Here is a 17,916-nt window from a genome sequence, read left to right as displayed (position 1 = left end):
CTCCCCTTACAATCTATGCGGTGGGCGACATCGCCCGCTGCGCCTACCCCGACCCGAAGTACTCGGCCGCGGCCGATACCGCGGCCACCGTCGCCGCGGGGCTGGCCGCCGATCCGCAATCGGTGGTGCTGACGCTGGGCGACCATACCTACCCGGTCGGCGCCGCCAAGGAGTTCCGCGACTGCTACGCGCCGACCTGGGGCCGCTTCAAGGACCGCACCTGGCCGGCGCCCGGCAACCACGAGTACTACACGCCCAAGGCGGCGCCCTACTTCGCCTATTTCGGCGCGCGCGCCGGACGCGGCTACTACAGCCTCGACCTCGGCGGCTGGCACCTGATCTCGCTCGACAGCAACCTCGACCCGGTCAAGCAGGCGCCCGAGCACGCGGCCCAGCTGGCCTGGCTGCGCGCCGACCTGGCCGCGCACCCGGCGCGCTGCACGCTGGCCTTCTGGCACCATCCGCTGTACAGCTCCGGCGGCCATGGCAACGTCGCGGTCATGCGCGACGCCTGGGAGCTGCTGCAGCAGGCCGGCGCCGAACTGGTGCTGTCCGGCCACGACCACGACTACGAACGCTTCGCGCCGCAGGACGCGCGCGGCCACAAGGATGCGCGCGGCATGCGCCAGTTCGTGGTCGGCACCGGCGGCGCCTACCCGACGCCGTTCCTGCTGACCGTCAAGAACAGCGAGGTGCGCGACGCCAGCCGCACCGGCGTGCTGCGCCTGCGCCTGCGCGCCGACGGCTACGACTGGGAGTTCGTCGAATCGGCCCGCGTCACCACGCTGGGGGTGCCGCCGCCGGACCGCGGCAGCGAATCGTGTCACTGAGTTGCTACTGAGTTGCCACCGACCGGAGCCGCCATGAAACCGCGCCTGCCCTGCCTGTTCCCACTCCTGCTGGCGCTGGCCGGCCTGCCGGCGGCAGCGCAGGCGCCCCAGGGATCGCCCGCGGCTGCCGACGCCACCCTGCCGCGCATCGCCTTCGACAAGACCGTGCTGCCCAACGGCCTCGAAGTGATCCTGGTCGAAGACCACCGCCTGCCCATCGTCGCCGTCAACATCTGGTACCACGTCGGTCCGGCCAACGAGGCGCCCGGCCTGACCGGCTTCGCCCACCTGTTCGAGCACATGATGTTCGCCGCCACCCGCCACATCCCGCGCGGCGAGGCCGACCGCCTGCTGGAAGGCGCCGGCGCCACCGACAGCAACGGCAGCACCGACTACGACCGCACCAATTACTTCGACACCGTGCCCTCGAACCAGCTCGAGCTGGCGCTGTGGGTGCATGCCGACCGCATGGGCTACCTGCTCGACGTGCTGGACCAGACGGCGCTGACGAACCAGCAGGACGTGGTGCGCAACGAGCGCCGCCAGAGCGTCGAGAACCGGCCCTACGGCATCGTCGAGGAAGCGATGAACCATGCGCTGTTCCCGCAGACCCACCCGTACTACGCCTCGGTGATCGGTTCGCACGCTGACATCCAGAACGCGAAACTGAAGGACGTGCGCGATTTCTTCAAGCGCTACTACGGCCCCAACAACGCCAGCATCGTGATTGCCGGCGACATCGACAAGGCCAGGGCACATGCGCTGGTGGCGAAGTACTTCGGCAGTTTCAGGCGCAGTGCGCCGGTGGCCATACCCAAGGTAGCCACGCCGCCGATCACGCGCGAACGCCGCATCACGGTGGCCGACCGCATCGAACTGCCGCGCGTGTACATGGCCTGGCTGACGCCGCCGGTCTACCAGCCGGGCGACGCCGAGCTGGCGGTCGCCGGCCAGATCCTGGCCGGCGGCAAGGCCGGACGCCTGTATAAAAGCCTTGTCTACGAACGCCAGATCGCGCAGGACGTGGCGGCTTCGCAGAATTCGTATGCGCTCACTTCCACCTTCATGATCGACGCCACCGCGCGTCCCGGCATCGACGGCGCCCAGCTGGAAGGCGCGATCGATGCCGAACTGAAGGCGCTGCGCGACGTCGGCCCGTCCGACGCCGAAGTCGAACGCGCCCGCAACACCATCGAGACGGCGATGCTGACCTCGATCGAAAAACTGGGCGGCGCCGGCCTCGCCAACCAGCTGAACCAGTACAACCAGTACACCGGCGATCCCGGCTACCTGACGCGCGACCTGGAGCGCCTGCGCCGCGTCAGCGCGGCCGACGTGCGGCGCGTGGCCCAGGCCTGGCTGCAGCCGAATGCGCGCGTGGTGGTGACGGGCGTGCCGGGTACGCCGGACTTCGGGCCCGACGTTCCGACGCCCAAGCCATCAACCAAGCCGGCAGCGAAGGCGGCCAGGGCGAAAGCCGTCGCCGGCATCAACAGGGACGAAGCCTGGCGCCGCTCGCCGCCAAAGGCCGGCCCGGCGCCCGCCTTCACGCTGCCGGGCGGCGAAGCGTTCAAGCTGCCCAACGGCTTGACCGTCATCCACCACTACAACCCGGCGCTGCCGCTGGTGGCGGCCGAGCTGGTGGTCAAGAGCGGCTCGGACGCCAATCCGGACGGCCACCCGGGCCTGGCCGGCTTTACCGCCCAGCTGCTGCAGGAAGGTACCGCGACCCGCAGCGCGCCGCGTATCGCCGACGAGATCGCGCAGCTGGGCGCCTTCCTCGGCAGCGACAGCACGGCGGATGCATCGACGGTGTCGCTGCTGTCGCTGCGCTCGACGTTTGGCGCGGCCCTCGACGTGATGGCCGACGTGGTCCAGCATCCGGCCTTTCCGACCGCCGAAGTGGAACGCCAGCGCGCTGCGCGCCTGGGCGAACTGACACGCCAGCGCGACGACCCGGCGCGGGTGGCGGCAGTGGCGGCAGCGGGCGCGCTGTACGGCCCGCGCCATCCCTACGGCTACGGCCAGCTCGGCACCGAACCGGCAATCCGCGCCACCACCCGCGACGAGCTGGCCGGCTTCTGGCGCCGCCATTACGTACCCTCCAACGCGGCGCTGATCGTCTCGGGGGCGGTCACGCGCGACGAGTTGCAGGCCCTGGCGACCGCCCGCTTCGGTGCCTGGCCGCGCGCCGCCGCCACCGCGCCCGATACCGGCCAGCCTGGCGGCAGCAAGGCGCGCCTGGTCGTCGTCGACAAGCCGGGTGCGCCGCAGACCGCGCTGCGCGTCACCCTGCTTGCCACCAGCCGCAAGACGCCGGACTATCCGGCCTTGCAGGTCATGAACGCGGCGCTGGGCGGCCTGTTCTCGAGCCGCATCAACCTCAACCTGCGCGAAGACAAGGGCTACAGCTACGGCGTGTTCTCGGGATTGCGCTACAGCCGTACGCCGGGCCCGTTCACGATCGCCGGCAGCGTGCGCACCGACGTCACCGGCGCCTCGGTGGCGGAAATCTTCAAGGAAGTGCGCGGCGTGCGCGAGCAGCCGCTGCCGGCCGCCGAACTGGCCGGCGCACGCGACTCGCAGGTGTATTCGCTGCCGGGCCAGTTCGAAACCAACAGCGGCATCGGCGCCAGCCTGGCCGAAACCTATGTGTTCGACCTGCCGCTCGACTACTGGCGCAGCCTGCCGGACCAGTTGCGCCGGGTGACGGCGGCGCAGGTGCAGGCGGTGGCCGACAAATACCTGCCACCGGAGCGGATGAAGGTGATCGCCGTGGGTGACCGCGCGAAGATCCTGCCGCAGCTGCAGCCGCTGGGCCTCGGGCAGCCGGAACTGCGCGACGCCGATGGGCAATTACCGTAGGGTGGGCGGCTCCGCCGCCCACCTACCCGTACCCGACACACCAACATGTAAAGCTTGCTCTGCCTGCCCGTCTGCGCTTAACATGTGAACACCTCTTCAAACGTTAAGCATGAGCATTCCACACGACACCGACAACGCGGTCGACGAGCTCGCCGATCTGTTTCACCTGCTGGGCGACCCGACCCGCCTGCGCATCGTGCTCGCCTGCCTGGCGCAGCCGACCGCCGTGGGCGACATCGCCGCCACCCTGAACCTGTCCAGCTCACTGGTCAGCCACCACCTGCGACTGCTGCGCGCCGCCCGCATCGTCAAGGCCGAGCGCCAGGGCAAGCAGGTCTTTTATGCGGCCGCCGATGCCCACATCAGCGGCTTGCTCGCCAACATGTTCGAACACATCGCAGAACCTACAGGACCCGACGCATGAGCCAACACCACGATCACAGCCATGACCACGATCATGGCCATGGCTTCGGCCATCATCACAGCCACACGCCCCCGGCCGATGCCGGCCGCGCCTTCGTGCTGGCGATCGGCCTGAACGCCGCCTTCGTCGCGATCGAGTTCGTCTACGGCTTCATCGCCAACTCGACCGCGCTGATGGCCGACGCCGGCCACAACCTGTCCGACGTGCTCGGGCTGATCCTGGCCTGGGGCGCCGCGCTGCTGACCAGGAGCGCGCCGACGCGCCGCTTCACCTACGGCCTGCGCGGCAGCTCGATCCTGGCGGCCCTGCTCAACGCCCTGCTGCTGATGGTGGCCTGCGGCGCGATCGCTTGGGAAGCCGTGCTGCGCTTCGCCCACCCCGAGCCGGTGGCCGGCACCACGGTGTCGATCGTGGCCGGCATCGGCGTCCTGATCAACGGCTTTTCGGCCTGGCTGTTCATGTCCGGCAGCAAGGACGACATCAACGTGCGCGGCGCCTACCTGCACATGGCGGCCGATGCCGCGCTGTCGCTGGGCGTGGTGGTGGCGGGCCTGGTGGTGATGTACACAGGCTGGGCCTGGCTCGACCCGGCGGTCAGCCTGGTGATCGTGGTCATCATCGTGGCCGGCACCTGGTCGCTGATGAAGGAATCGGTGCAGATGGCGCTGGCGGGCGTGCCGGCCAACGTCGATGCCGGCAAGGTCAATGCCTTCCTGGCAGCGCAAGCGGGCGTGACCGGGGTGCACGACGTCCACATCTGGGCGATGAGCACCACCGAGACGGCGCTAACGGCGCACCTGGTGATGCCGGGCGGTTATCCGGGCGATGCGACGATCGACGGCATCGTCGCGCAGCTGCGCGAGGACTTTTCGATTCATCACTGCACGCTGCAGGTCGAGCAGGGGACGACCAGGCATGCAGGATGTGCGCTGCGCGAGACGCATGGCGAGCACGATCATGATCATGACCACGATCACGATCATGCTCACGCACACTAATTAGTAAGGTAAATGCCGCGTTACCAGTAAGTGGACGGGTTTCCCGTCCACCCTACGCGATTACAAACCGCTTCAATCAGCCTGCCAGGTTGGCAAACAGCGCAGTACTCAGGTAGCGCTCCCCGAACGACGGAATGATCGTCACGATCACCTTGCCCGCGTTTTCCGGCCGTTTGGCCACCTCGACGGCCGCCCACAGCGCTGCGCCGGACGAGATGCCGACCAGCAGCCCCTCCTCGCGTGCCGCCGCGCGGGCGGTCTCGAAGGCGGCGTCGTTGCTCACCGTAATGACTTCGTCGTAGGCGTGGGTATTCAGGACCTGCGGCACGAAACCGGCGCCAATGCCCTGGATCGGGTGCGGCCCCTTGGTGCCCTTGGACAGCATCGGCGACGCTTCCGGCTCGACCGCAACGACGCGGAAGCCGGGCTTGCGCGCCTTGATCACTTCGGCCACGCCGGTGATGGTGCCGCCGGTGCCGACGCCGGCCACCAGGATGTCGACCTTGCCGTCGGTGTCGCGCCAGATTTCCTCGGCGGTGGTGCGGCGGTGCACCTCGGGGTTGGCGGGATTGTTGAACTGCTGCGGCATGAAGCAGTTGGGGTCGGCGGCCACGATTTCCTCGGCGCGGCGGATCGCGCCCAGCATGCCTTCGGGACCGGGCGTCAGCACCAGTTCGGCACCGTAGGCACGCAGCAGCATGCGCCGCTCGTTGCTCATGGTTTCCGGCATGACGAGGCGGCAGCGGTAGCCGCGCGCTGCGCACACCATGGCCAGCGCGATGCCGGTATTGCCGCTGGTCGGTTCGACGATGATGGTGTCCGGGCCGATCTTGCCGGCCTGCTCGGCCGCCTCGATCATGGCCCAGCCGATCCGGTCCTTCACGCTGTGGGCCGGATTGTAGAACTCGAGCTTGGCCAATATATCGGCAACTGCGTCAGCACCGCCCCCCCGGCCGAGGCGCCGGATCCTTACCAGCGGGGTATTGCCGATCAATTCAGTGACGTCGTTTGCAATGCGCATAGCCGTACTCCCCACCAGTAATGATTGGACTTATTTGACGTCGAGCAGTTCCACGTCGAAGATCAGGTCGGTATCCGGCGGAATCGAGCCGCCCGGCGCGCCGCGCTTGCCGTAGGCCAGGTCGCTCGGGATGATCAGGGTGCGCTTGCCGCCGACCTTCATGCCGACCACGCCCTGGTCCCAGCCCTTGATGACCTGGCGCGCGCCGACCTGGAATTCCAGCGGGGTGCGGCCCGGATTGAGCGAGGAGTCGAACTTGCGGCCGCGCTGCTTGGCGGCCAGCGGACGGTAGAACCAGCCGGTGTAGTTGACCACCGCGGTGTTGCCGACCACGAGTTCCTTGCCGGTACCGACCTTGACGTCGATGCTCTGGATTTGCGGGCCCTGCTCGGCCGGCGTGTCGGTGGTCTGCTGGGTGCTGCCCGGGGTGGCGGCAGCCGCCTGGCCGGCGGCGGATGGGGTCGAGTCCTGGGCACTGGCGGCCGCGGCCGCCAGGAACAGACTCAGGAAAGCGATACGACGAATCATGGTGCCTCTTTCAAGAATCAGTAAAAACTGATCCTATGATAACAAGGCCTCTTCCAGTTGCACAGCATCGCCTGTCTCGACGATCGCCTCGACCGACGCCGGCGCGGCCACAGGCTTGACCACGGCCGCGTTCGCCTCCTCCGCCATCTTGCGCAGCATGTGACCGGCCGCCACCATGCCGAAGGTCGCGGTCACGACCATGCTCGAACCGAAGCCCGCGCAGTTCAGGCCGGTGATGCTGTTCGGATCGATCGCGCAGGCATCGCCCGCTTCCGGATAGCGCAGCGGTTCCATCGAGAACACGGCGTCGATGTGATACTTGTTCTTTTCACCCTTGGCGAAACCGTAGCGCGAACGCAAAACCTTGCGCACTTTTTTCAGCAGCGGTTCCTGCTCGGTACGGGCCAGGTCGCGCACCTCGATCTTGGTCGGATCGATCTGGCCGCCGGCGCCGCCGATCACGACCAGCGGAATCGCGTGTTCGCTGCAATACGCGATCAGCGCGGCCTTGGCCTTGACGCTGTCGATCGCATCCACGACGTAGTCGAAACGCGCCGTATCGACGCGCGTACTGCCGATCATCTGCGGAATGTTGTCCGGATCGATGAAGTCCTCGACCAGCTCGACTTCGCAATACGGATTGATCAGGGCGATGCGCTGCTTCAGGGCCTCGATCTTGGGCATGCCGATCGTCGTCGACAGCGCCTGGATCTGGCGGTTGATGTTCGATTCGGCCACGTTGTCGAGGTCGATCAGCGTCAGGCGGCCGACCGCGCTGCGTGCCAGCGCCTCGACGATCCAGGAGCCGACGCCGCCGACGCCGACCACGCAAACGTGCGCCGCACGGAAGCGTTCCAGTGCACGCTCGCCATACAGACGGGCAATGCCGCCGAAGCGGCGACCAAAGTCGACCTCGTCTTCGAAAGTCGATTCGATGAAGGAAGTGGTATTGGGTGTCATAGCCCGCCATTTTACCGGACGCAAGCGCGCTCCTTGCTCTAAAATAACTTTCAGTCAATCAAATTTTCGCGACATATTCTCGTGTCCGCAACAGCCACCATGACCCAGCTCCATCCCGACCCCGCTCCCGATTTCGACCAGCCGGTTGCCGTCCTCAAGCATTGCCACGGACGCATCCGCAAGCAGCTTTCGACCCTGGAACAATTGCTCACGCATCTGCCACAGCATGGCGCCGATGAACAGGCACGCCAGGCGGCGCAGGCGGTGCTGAAGTACTTCGAAAAGGCCGCCCACCTGCACCACGACGACGAGGAACAGGACCTGATCCCGATGCTGCGCGCGGTGGCGCAGGGCGAGGATGCCGCCACGCTGCAGGCGCTGGCGCCGGCCATCCTGCAGGACCACAAGGACATGGACGCCATGTGGCAAGACCTGCACGAGCAATTGACCGCGATCGCCGACGGCAGCGGCACGCAGCTGTCGGCCAGCACCGTGCAGCGCTTCAGCCAGCGCTACCTGAGCCACATGGAGCGCGAGGAAAGCACGATGGCGCCGATGGCCGTGCGCCTGTTCAGCCCGGAACAGATGGCGCAGCTGGGCCAGGCCATGCGCCAGCGCCGCGGCATCGATGGCGCCGGCGCCAACGCGGCCACCGCCTCGGCCTGCGAACCGGTGTCGAAAGCCATCGGCGAGCGCGTGGCCGACCTGCGCAAGGATTACGGCCAGGCCAGCCTCGACGAGAACGGCGTGGATGCCGATCCCATCCTGCAGTTCACGCGCTGGTTCGAGGAAGCGCTGAAGGCCGAAGTGAACGAGCCGAATGCGATGAGCGTGGCGACCGTCGGTGCCGACGGGCGGCCGAGTTCGCGCATCGTGCTGGTCAAGCAGTTCGACGCGCGCGGCTTCACCTGGTACACGAACTACGACAGCCAGAAAGGCAAAGAGCTCTCCAGCAAACCTTTTGCATGTCTGTTATTCTTTTGGAGTGAACTTGAACGGCAGGTGCGGATCGAAGGAACTGTCGAGCGCACCTCAGCCGAGGAAAGCGATAAGTACTTCAATAGCCGGCCACTGAAGAGCCGGTTGTCGGCGATTGCGTCGGAGCAAAGCGCGCCAATTGCCAGCCGCGCCGCACTCGAGCACAACTACGAGGAGACGGCGCGCCAGTATGGCGAAGCGCCGCCGCGGCCATCCAACTGGGGCGGGTTTCGATTGGTGCCGGAACGGATCGAGTTCTGGCAGGGGCGGCGTTCACGCTTCCACGACCGCATCGTGTATACGCGGCAGGAAGATGGCAGCTGGACGCGGCAACGATTGCAACCGTAAGCCGGCCCTGACCCAAGCACATGGCCGGCGCAGCCGGAGGAATGTGCGTGTTCGACCAGATCAAGTTATCCGCCTGGACCAGAGGCGTCCGTGAAAAGTTCAACCTGCCCTTGCGCGTGGAGTTGTGGAATGGGGACCATATCGACCTCTCGCCCGACAAACCGCCGCGCGTAAAGATCCGCGTCCCCAGCCCGGGCGGGCTGCGCTACCTGCTCTCGCCCTCGCTCGACCGCCTGGGCGAAGCCTACGTCGAGGGTGCGCTCGAGATCGAAGGGCATGCGGCCGACATGATCCAGGTCGGCAATGCACTGGCCGAATCGACCGGCAAGCCGGCGCGCACGCCCAACCGCGTGGCCAGCGCCGCGCTGCGTCTGGTGTCGCCGCACACGCGCGAAAAGGATGCGGAAGCGATCCGCTACCACTACGACGTCTCGAACGAGTTCTACAGCCAGTTCCTCGATCCGGCCATGGTGTATTCCTGTGCCTACTTCGAAAACGGCGACGAGGACCTGGCCACGGCCCAGGTCAAGAAGATCGACCACATCCTCACCAAGATCGGCGTGCAGCCGGGCCACACCCTGCTCGACATCGGCTGCGGCTGGGGGGCGCTGGTGATCCGCGCGGCGCAGAAATTCGGCGCCCGCTGCGTCGGCGTCACGCTGTCGGAAAAACAGTTCGAACTGGCGCGCGAACGGGTGGCGCAGGCGGGACTGCAGGACCGCATCGAGATCCGGCTGCAGGATTACCGCGACGTCGGTGGCGAGTTCGACCGTATTACCAGCGTCGGCATGTTCGAGCACGTCGGCGTGCAGCACCTGGCGGAATACTTCGGCCGCGTCGACAAGCTGCTGGCGCCGGGCGGCGTGGTGATGAACCACGGCATCACGACCAGCGACATCGAACAGCGCTCCAGTCCCTACGGCGGCGGCGACTTCATCGACAAATACGTGTTCCCGCACGGCGAACTGGCCCACCTCTCGACCGTGATCCGCACCATGCAGGAAGGCGGCCTGGAAGTGCGCGACGTGGAAAACCTGCGCCGCCACTACGCCCGCACCTGCGCGCTGTGGGCCGAGAATTTCGAGCGCAACGCCGAACGCATCCGCCAGATCGCGGAGCCCAGGACCTTCCGCATCTGGCACGTCTACCTGGCCGGCTGCGCGTATGCGTTTGCGCACGACTGGATCAGCTTGTACCAGATCGTGTGCGGCAAGGCGGGACAGGATCCGGCGCAGATGCCGTGGTCGCGGCGGTATATGTATCAATAAGCGTTAACGCCAATACGTCGTTCCGGGCAGTGCCCGAAACGACTCCCCGCGAAGGCGGGGACGACGGGTCACTTCAAGCGCTCCGTGAACATCGTCCGGAACTTTGCCACCTTCGGCGCCACCACGAACGCGCAATAGCCCTGCAGCGGATGCTGGGCAAAATAATTCTGGTGATAGTCCTCGGCCTTGTACCACTGCTGCTGCGGCAACAGCTGGGTCACGAGCGGTGCGTCCCACACCGAGGCCATCTCGGCCATCACCTGGCGCGCCGTCGCTTCCTGCTCTGGCGAGGTGGTAAAGATCACCGAACGGTACTGGGTCCCGACGTCGTTGCCCTGCCGGTTCAGCGTGGTCGGGTCATGGATCGTGAAGAAGATTTCCAGGATGTCGCGGTAGCTGATCACATTCGGATCGAATTCCAGGCGAATCACTTCCGCATGGCCAGTGGTGCCGGCGCACACCTGTTCATACGTGGGATGCGGGATGTCGCCGCCCATGTAGCCGGACTCGACACGCGTCACGCCGCGCGCTTCCAGGTACACCGCCTCGGTGCACCAGAAGCAGCCGCCGCCCAGGATGGCCACTTCAGTGGCTGACTGCTGGCTCATACGAACTCCTCGACAACAAAAGGTTTTTCATGGTTTCACTGTAATCGAAACTATAACCCCGTGGCGGCCGTCCATGAAGCCGACCCCGAGTGAAGCGTGTCAGAGTGTTATTGGTGGCATAATGCGCAAATGAACACCAGATCTCCCCGCGCCACCGAGCGCGGCTTCGATTCCGCGCATTTTCGCCAGGCCCTGTCCCAGTTCGCCACCGGCGTCACCGTGATCACGACGCGCCTGGCCGACGGCAGCTACCGCGGCCTGACCGCCAGTTCGTTCAATTCGGTGTCGCTGGAGCCGCCGCTGGTGCTGTGGAGCCTGTCGAACGGGGCCAACAGCCTGCCCATCTTCAGCGGCAACTCGCACTACGTGATCAACGTGCTGTCAGCCGGCCAGGAAGAGCTGGCGCGCCTGTTTTCCCGGCGCGGCACCGATCCCTTCGACAGCGCCGAGTTCGAACTGTCGCGCACCGGCCAGCCGATATTAAAAGGCGTCAGCGCCTGGTTCGAATGTCACAACCGCAGCCGCTACCCGGAAGGCGACCACGTGATCTTCGTCGGCGAAGTCGAGGATTGCGCGGTGCAGCCGCAGCCGGCGCTGATCTTCCATGGCGGAAAATTCGGCAGTACCTGAGCTAACGCCCAGCTGAAAAACGAAAATGCCTGTCGCAGTTTGACAAGCACCCTCCTGTCCAGATTTCTATAATGACCAGGCACCGCGGCGGCGCAGACCGCCCACCGATCATTCAAGCATCTTCTGAGACAGGATAGTCATGACCCGTTCCGATTCGCCCCGCAAGGCCCAGTTCCACTGGGATGACCCGCTGCTGCTGAACCAGCAGCTGAACGACGAGGAGCGCATGGTGCGCGACGCCGCCGCGGCCTACTGCCAGGACAAGCTGCAGCCGCGCATCCTGGAAGCCTTCCGCCACGAAGCCATGGACACGTCGATCTTCCGCGAGATGGGAGAACTGGGCTTGCTCGGCCCGACCATCCCCGAACAGTACGGCGGCCCCGGCCTGGATTACGTCAGCTACGGCCTGATCGCGCGCGAAGTCGAGCGCGTCGATTCCGGCTACCGCTCGATGATGAGTGTGCAATCGTCGCTGGTGATGGTGCCGATCTATGAATTCGGCAACGAAGCGACCAGGCAGAAATACCTGCCGAAACTGGCCACCGGCGAATGGATCGGCTGCTTCGGCCTGACCGAGCCGAACCACGGCTCCGATCCGGGTTCGATGGTCACGCGCGCGCGCAAGGTCGACGGCGGCTATTCGCTGAGCGGCTCGAAAATGTGGATCACCAATTCCCCGGTGGCCGACGTGTTCGTGGTCTGGGCCAAGGACGACGAGGGCGCGATCCGCGGCTTCGTGCTGGAAAAGGGTTTCAAGGGCTTGTCGGCGCCGGCCATCCACGGCAAGTTCGGCCTGCGTGCCTCGATCACCGGCGAGATCGTCATGGACGAGGTGTTCTGCCCCGAAGAAAACGCCTTCCCGGACGTGCGCGGCCTGAAAGGTCCGTTCACCTGCCTGAATTCGGCCCGCTACGGCATCGCCTGGGGCGCACTCGGCGCCGCGGAAGCCTGCTGGCACATCGCGCGCCAGTACGTCATCGACCGCCAGCAGTTCGGCAAGCCGCTCGCCGCCAACCAGCTGGTGCAGAAGAAGCTGGCCGACATGCAGACCGAGATCATCCTCGGCCTGCAGGGCTGCCTGCGCCTGGGCCGCATGAAGGACGAAGGCACGGCGGCCGTGGAAATCACGTCGATCATGAAGCGCAATTCCTGCGGCAAGGCGCTGGACGTGGCGCGCCTGGCGCGCGACATGCTGGGCGGGAACGGCATCTCGGACGAGTTCGGGATCATCCGCCACATGGTCAACCTGGAAGTGGTGAATACCTATGAAGGCACGCACGACATCCACGCGCTGATCCTGGGGCGGGCGCAGACGGGGATCGCGGCGTTCTGATCGCGGTCTTCTTCGGCCCATGAAAAAACCCGCCGAAGCGGGTTTTTTCATGGCTGTCCTCGAGGCGCTGGAGCAGGCTCAGAACTTGTAGCCCACCGACACGATGAAGGAGTCCGGATCCAGCTTCATGTGCTGGGTCTGGTTGGTCGAGAAATGCACGTCGGTGCGCAGCTTGGTCTTGATGTACGACGCGTTCAGGAACCACTTTTCGTTGACGTTGAACTGGGCGCCGATCTGGCCCGACACGGTCAGTTTGTCGTCGATCTTGAAGGTGGTGGGTACGCCGCCGCCCGGATTGGTCAGCGCGGTCATGCGGAACGAACCGGTTTCCTTCTGGAACATGGCGTAGGTGACGCCCAGGCCGACGTACGGACGGAAGCGTGCGTTCGGCTCGAAGAAGCGGTATTGCAGCAGGGCGACAGCCGGCAACGCCTTGACCGAACCCAGTTCACCACCGGCTGCAATCGCGCCGGCGCCATAGATCTTGTGCTTGTACGGGGTGCCGACGGCGGTCTCGACCGAGATGTTGTCGGTCAGGCCGTAAGTGATGACGGCGATCGGCTGGGTATCCTTGCCGACGTCGCCGATCGAGTTCGGCAGTGCCGGTGCGGAAATGGCGCCGCTTTCGACTTTCGGCTTGAGCTGGTTGGCACCGAGCGACACGGTGAACTGGCCCTTCGATTGCGCCGCGGCGCTACCGGCCAGGGCCAGGGCGCCCGCAGCGACCAGCAGTTTCACGACGTTGGTACGAATTTTCATGGAATCTCCTGTTTCTTATGATGTACGGCCCGCCCACCGGACGGGCCTGTCGTGAATCAGATCCAGCCCTTGCCGCTCATCTGCAGCAGGATGTAGCGCGCGATCAGGGCGTACTCGAACGGGGTCGGGTGCACGCCGTCGGCGAACATGTAGTGGCTGACGTCGCCGCTGATCAGGTTGTTCTTGGTGCAGACCAGCGAAGAGCTCAGCGGATTCTTGGTGACGTCGCTTACGACGCAAGCCGTGTCCTTGGTGTTGGTCAGGCCGTACGGGGCCGGGTTGACGGCCTGGTCGTGGCTGACGGTGGCCAGGTCGACGTACAGGATCTTGGCGTCGTCGCCGAGGCCGGCCTTCAGCTGGGCATTGAAGGTCGAGACCATGGTGGCGACCAGCTTCTGGGTGTCGGCCGACTGTGCCAGCACCGACGGCGCGATCGAGACGTCCGGCAGGTTGTTCACGACCACGTAGGTGGCGCCCTTGGCGACGATCTGGGTCTTGACCAGCACAGCCAGTTCGGCGCCGGCGGTACCGAGGGCCGTGACCACATCCTTGCTATGGTCGGCCGAGTATTGCAGGCCGGCGCTGGTGGCGGCGGTGCCGGCGGTGGCGCCGATCGTGGCCTGGTTGGCAACGGCAGTCGGGTGACCTGCCCGTGCAGCGGCACCGATCGCGGCTGCGATGATGGTTTGCGGGGTACTGCCGGCCGCGGCGGCGGCTTGGCCGGCCGCGTTCTTGACGATGTCCGCGCCGTTGGCTGCAGGGATACCCGGTGCCAGCTGGGTCACCAGGCTGGTGATCAGCGCGACGCCGCCGGCGGCGGTCGCACCCGCCGACAGCTCGCCCAACTGTTCCAGCACATCGTTACCGCCGGCTGTCACGACGACCAGTTCGGTGCCGCTGAATTTGCCGCCGGCCTTGGCCAGGTGATTGGCGATCTGGGTCACGACAGGCACCGTCGTAGCGCCCAGCACCACAGGCGCGTTGGCTGCCGAGAGCGCGCGGTTGCCCGGGCCGATCGGATTGGTCACGCGGGCGCCGCCTTGGGCGTAGTTGAAGCAGTTGGCGTTCATCACGACCGGCACCGAGAAATTCAGCGCCGGATTGGTCGACGAGGTGCCCTGCAGGCCAGTCTGTGCGGCGCACGGCGCCGGCAAGCCGAGCTGGGCAGCGAGCACGGCGGTGAAGTTCTTGCCGGTCAGTTCAGGATTGACGGAAGTGATGTCGCCATTGATGGTGTACTGCCCGCCGCCCTGTGCCGCGACGCCGCCGACAGCATAAGAGCCGACGTCGGACAGGCTGTCGCCGAACGCGACCTGCTGGCTGAACTTGGTCTTCGGCGTCTGGTCGCCGGGGCGCGGATCGGTGCCGCCACAAGCGGTGAGGACGGCTGCGGTCAGCAGCGCGAGCGCAAATGAGGTCTTACGCATTTTGTCTCCTAAGTTGATTTTTTCTCTAAAACGAACGCCCGTGCTATTCGTATTTCGATAACTATGCCAGTGTTCAGACCGGTTGTATAGAAAAATGGTTTCCCGGCCATACATGAGATACAACAACAATCCGCAGGCCGTCAGCGATCACTCCGGCAGCGCCGGCGATTATATCAACGCTGCTGGGCTTGCGATATCGAATCTTGCTTTGCATCATCGTGCGAGTTGCGCCTGAAAATAATCACGGGTGGCGGCCATGCAGAACGGCGCCACCAGCCCGGCGTGATAGCTCGACGCGACCGAACTGCTGCCGGACGCCGCCCGCAGGATCGCCTTGGCTGCCACGAAGCCGGCCTTGGCCGTACGGAAGGGGTCGTTCAGGCTGGGCGTGTCGTCGATGTCGAGCTCGGTAATCCGGCTGCCGTGGGCCTGGAAGTAGGCACTCGCACTCGTCGTATTGAAGTAAGGAACGGTCGGGTCGTCGTGGCCGCCGCACAACAGTGTTGGCGCCGCCGGCGTGTAGCTGCGCAGATCGTTCCGTACCAGCCACTTGCGCAGCATGTGTTCCGGTGCGCAGGCCAGCGGCGTGGCACTGCCGGCCTCGCACGGATGGGTGGCGAGGTCGGCCAGGTAGCCGGCGCGGTAGTCGCTGCGGATCAGGTTGTTCGCGCCGAAATACCCGGTGTAGCCGGCGGCCGGCGGCAGCGAGTCGGCGGCGAACAGTGCGCTGGCCGGCAGCTTGCCCTGGCTGACGAGGTCGCTGCTGCCGAGCGTGCCCGGCACCAGGTCGGTAATCGTGCCGGCATATTGCGCTTCGTAGATGTCGGCCGGCGTGCGGTACAGCGCGCCGCTGGCGTGCTGGCCGGCGTTGATGATCATCGGCACGATCACGGTGGCGCCGTTGCGCGGCGCACCGCCGAACAGCTCGTCGCCGAAGCGGCTGATCGCATACGGGCCGGACATGCCGGACGCCGCCGTCAGCGTGAATTCGCCGCCGCCCTGCTCCTGCATCGCGCGCTGGGTCGCCAGCGCCACGTAGCCGCCCTGCGAGTAACCGCTCACCAGCAGCTTGCCGGAATCGCGCACGCCGATCGCATTGAAACTGCCGCGCGCCGCGCGCAGGGCATCGATCATGTCGGCCGACTGCGCCACCCGGTCGAGGTAGGGGTGATAGCCGAGCGCGGAGCCGCCGTAGCCGGTGTAGTTGGGCGCCACCACGATGAAGCCCTGGGCGGCGAACACGGCCGCGACCAGGCGCGCCTCGGTATTGTTGCCGATGTCCGCCATGTCGTAGGACTTTTGCAGCGAAGTGCCGTGCGCATACAGCAGCACCGGCCGCGAATTGCTGCACGAGGCGCCGCCGCCGGACGGCACGAAGATGGCCGTGCTGGCATCGGTCGCCTCGCCGGCGCCGCCGACGGTGTTGTAGCGCAGCCGGTAGATCGACACCGAACACTGCGGCTGGCCGGCCACGGCCAGGGTGCCGGTCTGTTCGGATTCGAGGAAGCCGGCCAGCACCCCGGGCGACAGCGTGGTCAGCGCATTGCCCGCGGCGGAGACCGGGACCGCGGCGGCCTGGGCCACCAGGCTGCCGCGGGTGGCGCCGGGCAGCGGATCGGGATTCGGGACGCCGGTCGGGGTGCCGCCGGTAGTGGTGCCGCCGCTGCAGGCGGCAAGCAGGATGCCCAGGCCGAGGGTGAGGCCCAGGGTAGTCACGGAACGCATGAATTTTTCGGATAAACGGTCAAAGCGACGAGCAGCGATAACGCACGCTTATATGGTTACCGCGACGTGCTTGGGCTAACAACGGAATTGGCTGACACTGGCAGCAAAAAAATTGCACGGTGGATACTCAGCAGTACGCCAAGCATGCACCGTGCATCGATTTTTGAACAGTATTGCCCTGGATTAAAACGCCGGAGTGTTGTTTATCAGCCCGTGCACGATGCCGCTCGACCCGTGCGCCGCGCGGCGCAGGCGGTCGTTGACGCCGAGCCAGGCGCCCTCTTGCGGCGGTGCTTCGACCAGGATCAGGTCGGCACCGGTCCCGTCCATCGCGCGCAGCGCCGCGTACAGGGCGTGGGCGAAGCCTTCCGGGGTGGCCGGCAACTGCACGGCGGCATGTACCGCCGGCATCGCCGAATAATGAATGAGCGCGACCTTGCGGCCGGCACCGGCCAGGCGTGCCAGCGTATCGGCCAGCGCGGCGCTGTCCTGCATCGCTACCGGCGTGTGCGGCGCGTAATGCGATTCGAGGGTGCCGGAGGCGCGCGGTGCCGCGGCGTCCGGACGCGCCGGCAGCCGGTCGATCACGGCGGCGATCGCCTCGGCGCTGATGTGGCCGGGACGCAGCAGCACCGGACCATGGGTGGCCAGGCGCGACAGGTCGACGATCGTCGATTCGATGCCGACCTCGCTCTGGCCGCCGTCCAGCACGGCTGCCAGGCGCTGGTCGTCGCCGAACTCGTCGCGCACGTGCTGGGCCGTGGTCGGGCTGACATGGCCGAATTTGTTGGCCGACGGCGCCGCCACCCCGCCCTTGCCATTCTTGAACGCTTGCAGCAGCGCGATCGCCACCGGGTGCGACGGGCAGCGGATGCCGACCGTGTCCTGGCCGCCGGACACCGCATCCGGGATGTTCGGCGCGCGCTTCAGGATCATGGTCAGCGGGCCCGGCCAGAAGGCGTCGGCCAGCTGGCGTGCTTCCGGTGGCACGTCGGTGGTCCAGTAATCGAGCGAAGCGCCGGGCGCCACGTGCACGATCACCGGGTGATCCTGGGGCCGGCCCTTGGCCGCGTAGATCGATGCCACCGCGGCCGGGTTCTCGGCATCGGCGCCGAGGCCGTACACGGTTTCGGTCGGAAACGCGACCAGCTGGCCGGCGTCGAGCGCGGCCGCGGCTTGCATGATGACGGGGTCGTGCATATCGGTCACAGCGC

At 66.3% G+C, this 17,916-nt stretch carries 16 protein-coding genes; 8 read left to right on the top strand and 8 right to left on the bottom strand.

What is annotated here, in order from left to right; translation table 11 throughout:
- Window positions 1-20 precede the first annotated feature (20 nt).
- From FBX97_RS10975 to FBX97_RS10960, 4 genes are all read left to right on the top strand, one after another.
- Window positions 21-830 carry a metallophosphoesterase gene (locus FBX97_RS10975; protein ID WP_255517422.1) on the top strand — a complete coding sequence of 270 codons (810 nt, stop codon included), beginning with the start codon at window positions 21-23 and terminating at the stop codon, window positions 828-830.
- A 33-nt stretch (window positions 831-863) separates the two neighbouring features.
- Window positions 864-3,695, top strand: a complete 2,832-nt coding sequence (locus FBX97_RS10970; protein WP_141831519.1) for a pitrilysin family protein — start codon at window positions 864-866, stop codon at window positions 3,693-3,695.
- Window positions 3,696-3,804: 109 nt separating this feature from the next.
- Window positions 3,805-4,119, top strand: coding sequence for a helix-turn-helix transcriptional regulator (locus tag FBX97_RS10965; RefSeq protein WP_141831518.1), 315 nt, complete (start codon window positions 3,805-3,807; stop codon window positions 4,117-4,119).
- On the top strand, window positions 4,116-5,117 hold the full coding sequence (locus tag FBX97_RS10960; RefSeq protein WP_141831516.1) for a cation diffusion facilitator family transporter: 1,002 nt from the start codon (window positions 4,116-4,118) through the stop codon (window positions 5,115-5,117). Before FBX97_RS10965 ends, FBX97_RS10960 begins: the two co-directional genes overlap by 4 nt.
- Before the next feature lie 76 nt (window positions 5,118-5,193).
- Here the strand turns inward: FBX97_RS10960 and cysK are convergent, their stop codons facing one another.
- The 3 genes from cysK to tcdA are packed head-to-tail and all read right to left on the bottom strand — an operon-like array spanning window position 5,194 to window position 7,626.
- Window positions 5,194-6,138 carry a cysteine synthase A gene (gene cysK, locus FBX97_RS10955; RefSeq protein WP_141831514.1) on the bottom strand — a complete coding sequence of 315 codons (945 nt, stop codon included), beginning with the start codon at window positions 6,136-6,138 and terminating at the stop codon, window positions 5,194-5,196.
- Window positions 6,139-6,168: 30 nt separating this feature from the next.
- Window positions 6,169-6,666, bottom strand: a complete 498-nt coding sequence (locus tag FBX97_RS10950) for an FKBP-type peptidyl-prolyl cis-trans isomerase (RefSeq protein ID WP_141831512.1) — start codon at window positions 6,664-6,666, stop codon at window positions 6,169-6,171.
- 33 nt (window positions 6,667-6,699) lie between these two features.
- Complete coding sequence (gene tcdA / locus FBX97_RS10945) at window positions 6,700-7,626, bottom strand: tRNA cyclic N6-threonylcarbamoyladenosine(37) synthase TcdA (RefSeq protein ID WP_141831510.1); 927 nt, start codon at window positions 7,624-7,626, stop codon at window positions 6,700-6,702.
- Between the two features lie 99 nt (window positions 7,627-7,725).
- Here tcdA and pdxH point away from each other — a divergent pair, with 99 nt between their 5' ends.
- Window positions 7,726-8,952: a pyridoxamine 5'-phosphate oxidase gene (pdxH, locus tag FBX97_RS10940; RefSeq protein ID WP_141831508.1), complete on the top strand. Its 1,227-nt coding sequence runs from the start codon at window positions 7,726-7,728 to the stop codon at window positions 8,950-8,952.
- Window positions 8,953-8,999: 47 nt separating this feature from the next.
- Window positions 9,000-10,220, top strand: coding sequence for a class I SAM-dependent methyltransferase (locus FBX97_RS10935; RefSeq protein WP_370457222.1), 1,221 nt, complete (start codon window positions 9,000-9,002; stop codon window positions 10,218-10,220).
- Window positions 10,221-10,288: 68 nt separating this feature from the next.
- Here the strand turns inward: FBX97_RS10935 and msrA are convergent, their stop codons facing one another.
- The gene (msrA, locus tag FBX97_RS10930; protein ID WP_141831506.1) at window positions 10,289-10,828 is read right to left on the bottom strand and encodes a peptide-methionine (S)-S-oxide reductase MsrA; all 540 of its coding nucleotides are present in this window, start codon (window positions 10,826-10,828) and stop codon (window positions 10,289-10,291) included.
- Window positions 10,829-10,957: 129 nt separating this feature from the next.
- Between msrA and FBX97_RS10925 the strand changes: the two genes are divergently transcribed.
- Window positions 10,958-11,458, top strand: a complete 501-nt coding sequence (locus tag FBX97_RS10925; RefSeq protein WP_141831504.1) for a flavin reductase family protein — start codon at window positions 10,958-10,960, stop codon at window positions 11,456-11,458.
- Between the two features lie 139 nt (window positions 11,459-11,597).
- Window positions 11,598-12,791 (top strand): acyl-CoA dehydrogenase, encoded by a 1,194-nt coding sequence (locus FBX97_RS10920; protein WP_141831502.1) that lies wholly within the window; start codon window positions 11,598-11,600, stop codon window positions 12,789-12,791.
- 78 nt (window positions 12,792-12,869) lie between these two features.
- Here the strand turns inward: FBX97_RS10920 and FBX97_RS10915 are convergent, their stop codons facing one another.
- The 4 genes from FBX97_RS10915 to FBX97_RS10900 all read right to left on the bottom strand — a co-directional run bounded on the left by FBX97_RS10915 (window position 12,870) and on the right by FBX97_RS10900 (window position 17,902).
- Entirely contained in the window at window positions 12,870-13,550 is a 681-nt protein-coding gene (locus tag FBX97_RS10915; protein ID WP_141831500.1) for an OmpW family protein, read from the bottom strand.
- A 56-nt stretch (window positions 13,551-13,606) separates the two neighbouring features.
- The gene (locus tag FBX97_RS10910; RefSeq protein ID WP_141831498.1) at window positions 13,607-14,977 is read right to left on the bottom strand and encodes an SGNH/GDSL hydrolase family protein; all 1,371 of its coding nucleotides are present in this window, start codon (window positions 14,975-14,977) and stop codon (window positions 13,607-13,609) included.
- A 213-nt stretch (window positions 14,978-15,190) separates the two neighbouring features.
- Entirely contained in the window at window positions 15,191-16,702 is a 1,512-nt protein-coding gene (locus FBX97_RS10905; RefSeq protein WP_141831496.1) for a S9 family peptidase, read from the bottom strand.
- A gap of 183 nt (window positions 16,703-16,885) precedes the next feature.
- Entirely contained in the window at window positions 16,886-17,902 is a 1,017-nt protein-coding gene (locus FBX97_RS10900; protein ID WP_141831494.1) for an L-threonylcarbamoyladenylate synthase, read from the bottom strand.
- Between the last annotated feature and the right edge of the window lie 14 nt (window positions 17,903-17,916).

It is taken from the genome of Herbaspirillum sp. SJZ107 (assembly GCF_006715485.1).
In the GTDB taxonomy this organism is placed as follows: Bacteria; Pseudomonadota; Gammaproteobacteria; order Burkholderiales; family Burkholderiaceae_D; genus Telluria.
This window is presented reverse-complemented; position numbering and strand designations above follow the sequence as displayed.